This is a genomic window from Borrelia hispanica CRI, assembly GCF_000500065.1.
Lineage (GTDB): Bacteria > Spirochaetota > Spirochaetia > Borreliales > Borreliaceae > Borrelia > Borrelia hispanica.
Genome location: NZ_AYOU01000129.1, coordinates 1 through 4,047, shown reverse-complemented (window position 1 = coordinate 4,047; position 4,047 = coordinate 1). Strand labels below are relative to the sequence as shown.

The 4,047-nt window shown below is 30.4% G+C and carries 1 protein-coding gene and 2 pseudogenes; all 3 read right to left on the bottom strand.

Annotated elements, in window-relative coordinates:
- Window positions 1-278 precede the first annotated feature (278 nt).
- The gene (locus tag U880_RS0105665) at window positions 279-1,130 is read right to left on the bottom strand and encodes a complement regulator-acquiring protein (protein WP_024655126.1); all 852 of its coding nucleotides are present in this window, start codon (window positions 1,128-1,130) and stop codon (window positions 279-281) included.
- 699 nt (window positions 1,131-1,829) lie between these two features.
- Window positions 1,830-2,818: pseudogene (locus tag U880_RS10195) on the bottom strand (variable large family protein); the annotation flags it as partial.
- A gap of 275 nt (window positions 2,819-3,093) precedes the next feature.
- A pseudogene (locus U880_RS10565) lies at window positions 3,094-4,047 on the bottom strand (variable large family protein); the annotation flags it as partial.

The following is a 4,047-nucleotide window of genomic DNA, read 5'->3' as shown; positions in this document are numbered from 1 at the left end:
TATTTTTTCTTTACAGTATATAATCTTTAATATTAAAAGATATATTGTTTATTATATCAACCCATAAAATTATTAATAAACGCGGGCTAAAACTTTAAGGCTAACCGTTATTATAAGAGTAAAATTTAATAAGCCAAAGACTCTTTTTTTTACAATACATATAAAAAAATTTTTTCTACCAAACTTCACCTAAAATACATTTATACAACAAAAATATAGGAAGATAGACTATTATTAATCTACCTTCCTTTGTATTTTAAATGATTATATAAATTAACTTAATTGTTATCTAGAATAGATATAATCCTATTAGATACCGCCTTCATTTCAGGAATTTTAACTTTAATAAGATCTTTATATCTTTTCTCAATATGCTCTATCAATTTCTTACTATCAGAACTAATTCCATCTGTCTTAGCTTTATAAGATGAAATAAGACTATCTACGGCTTTCCTCCAATTTAATTTCTGTAATTGAATTTCTTCAAGCTTTGATTTAATTTCTCTTAAATCAACAAGACTCAATTTATCAAGTTTATCTCTATTCTTTTCTAATTTATTAATTATTCTCTCAAAATCAAACTGAAGATCTACTACTACAGTATTCATTATATCGTAAATCCATGTACCCTTATTTGTATTATCCGCTTCTACTTTTTTAAGAATTTCTGCAAAATCTTTTATTCTTTCTTTATTGTATAACAAAGAGGAATAAAATAATCGTCTTACTTCCTTATTATCATCATGATCTAATGTCTTATTATTAACAGCATTTAACACTAATTTAAACACTTTATCCTTCATACCATATTGATTTGCATCCTCAACTTCAGCCTTATCTTGATTTAATAATCTCATAACACTATTAATATCATTTATAAGGGCAGATATTAATTCCCCTTTCTCATCTTTTATTACAGAATCTCCTCTTACTACTTTTTCAACAGAAACTTTATTAACAACATCTTCTTTTATTGGTTCATCACCTTGAACGTTATTCACAAAATCCTGAACATTATTTACAACATCTTTTAAAAAATTATCAGGTCTTTCTTTATTATCCAATAATTTAGAATCTAGATTACAAGACGCTAACCCCAAAACTAATAATATAAACAAATTTTTTCTCACAAATATTCTCCTTCTTTAGAATTAATAATCACTATTACTAAATAGTAATGATTATTAATTAATAATATATATCACATTATCTAAAATACAATTTTTTTTAATTAAAATTACTATTTTTTATCAAAAAAATGATGAAAACATATTTAACAATATGTACAAATAATATAATCGAAACAAATCCTAAAGAAATTATTAATTTTTGTACAAATTAACCCTTAATATCAAATAGTACAATATTCTATTATTTACATTAAAAAACAAAATTTTACTATTGCTAGACTTTTTTACATTTTTAATATATACTCATTGTGTAAGATCTTAGTTTCATTAGAAGTTTTAATGTATTTTTATACCATGCTAACCATGCTAAGTTAATATTACAACTGGGCGTGTCATTAAATCTCCTAAAACAACTAAGATATCTCATATAAGTTAAAACTTACTTCTTATGACTCATTATATCTTTATACAAATTTTACAACTATACAAATCTATTCTATACAATTTCATACAATAAACCGAATATTTTTAATTAGAACATTTTAAAGAAACCACAAATAATAAAATTAATCATATCAAGTAACATATTTCTTTTTAACACACTATAAAATACACTATAAAATAAAAGATACCAAAAGCTTAACTCTTAGTATCTTCCTCTTTATAACTTTATTTTTCTTATTTACTTATATAACTTTGCTATTTATTTTGACCATCAGAACCACTCTTTTTAGATGATACAGAAGTATCATGAGTATTAATTTTCATTGCTTCTTTTACACTTTTAAGTCCTGAATCTATTGTCTCTCTTATTGCTATTGTTAATATATCTAACGCCTTAGTTACTGCACTTATTGCTGTTCCTTGAACTGAAATAGCAACATTAGCATTAGCAGCATCAGCAGCATTAGCATTAGCAAATTTACCATTCTTAGCCATTGCTCTCAATGCAATACCTCCTGCTATAGTTGCATCCTTAGGAATAGCACCAGCATTACCATCATTATTTTTAGCTAATTTAATAGCACCATCATCTTTAAATATAGCTTGCAGTATATCAACACCAGTTACTGCTCCAACTGCTTTTGCTGCATCTGCTGCTGTCTTCTTTGCATTAGCAGCACTATCGGCGTTAGCAGCAAATAACTTGCCTGCCTCACCATTCGCAGCTTGAGCAGTTCTTTCAGCAGAAAAATCCTCAGCTTTTTTACTATTACCAGCATCATATTTACCTTTGCCTTTAAGTACCACATCTACAATATCTTTAATTCCTTTCACTAGACTATCAACATTATCACCCTTAATCCCATTACCAGCTTCACCTGCTCCACCAGCAGCTACATTACCTATTAGTTCACTTCCTTCTACTCCTATTGCCTCACTTGCTTCCTTTGCTCCACCAATTATCTTATCTAGTTTACTCTCAACCAATGTTTTCACTGCACTCTCAGTAGCCTCAGCATTCGGATTCTTTCCTTCCTTCATTTCACCAACAATTTTATTAAGTCCATCCTTTATCCCTTGAACAGTACCCTGCACTGTCTTAAATATTTCCCTACATCTGACTTCTTTGAATTAACATTTAACCCCAATACACTCCCTAACATATCCCCAAATGACGTAAAAACATTCAAAAATTCATTACTCAATCCCACCAATGACCTTAAAAACCTATTCTCAGAACTCTTTCCTCCCTTTACTTCCCATTTTAATTACTACCTTTATATCCTCCTTATATCCTATATTCCTCCCTTATCCTCTATTCTCCCTTCTCTCAACCCATATCCTAAAGCCCCTTTCATTTCTTTCTTCTCCTCCTTGTTTTTATTGCTTTTCTCTCAAGGATTAAAAGAAAAAATATGCTTTATATAACACATACAATACTACAGATAAAAAGAGAGCTTTATTGCTCCCTTTAATAATGTTCTTATCTAATCATTTCAACAACTATATTCAAATTCTACTACTTAACTGCTGCTTTTGGATCTCTTGCCTTATCCACTTCTTGCTTTACTTTCTCTAATACATTCTTTACTGTCTTTTTAATTATATCCTCCACTGCTAATAACAGTTTATTTACTGCACTTATTCCTGCTGATTGTACGGCTTTTTCATCATTATTATTATTTGCAGCTAATTTCCCACCTTTCACTAATGAACGTAATGCTATTCCTCCTGCTACTGCTGCTGCTTTAGCTGCTTCTTGTGCTAAATTATCTTTATTACCTCCTAATGCAAATTTTAATGTACTTGTTGAAGCATCTGCATTATTTACACCCAATGCTTGATCATTTTCTCCTGATGCAACTATTGATGTCAGCATTTTCTCTCCATTTACAATTGACAATATCGCTGCCGCTTTATCTCCCACTGCCGCTCCTGGACCTTGATCTGTAGCTAATATTTTAGCTCCATCTTTATTATCTGCACTACCTACTTTTACTGCTATATCCCCTGCTTTTGGCTTCGCAACACCTTCTTTACTAGATGTGTCCACTATTCCTTTCAATGCCTTAAAGGCACCCTTCAATTCATCTGTACTTGCTGCTACTCCTTTAGCATTAGATGCCACCTCGCCTACAACATTGCCATCACCTATTCCCTTTAATGATTCTAAATGCCCTTTTACGTACTTAAAGTAGCTTTTGCTGAATCAACAACTGCCCTTATTGACTTGTCATCAAATATACCATCTTTATCAATATCTGCTGATGCTTTTTATGCTACTTTCTCTAATTCTCCTGATGCAATCTCAAGCTTCTTACCCAGACCATCAAAATAATCCCCTACTTCACTCTTCTTTGTGCCTTCAGTAACAGTAAATCCTAAAAAACCTGAAACTAGTTCCAAAAATGAGTAAAAAACATTCTCTGCACTCCTTCCTACCTCCATTAGTACCGAACTTAAACTTCCCCCT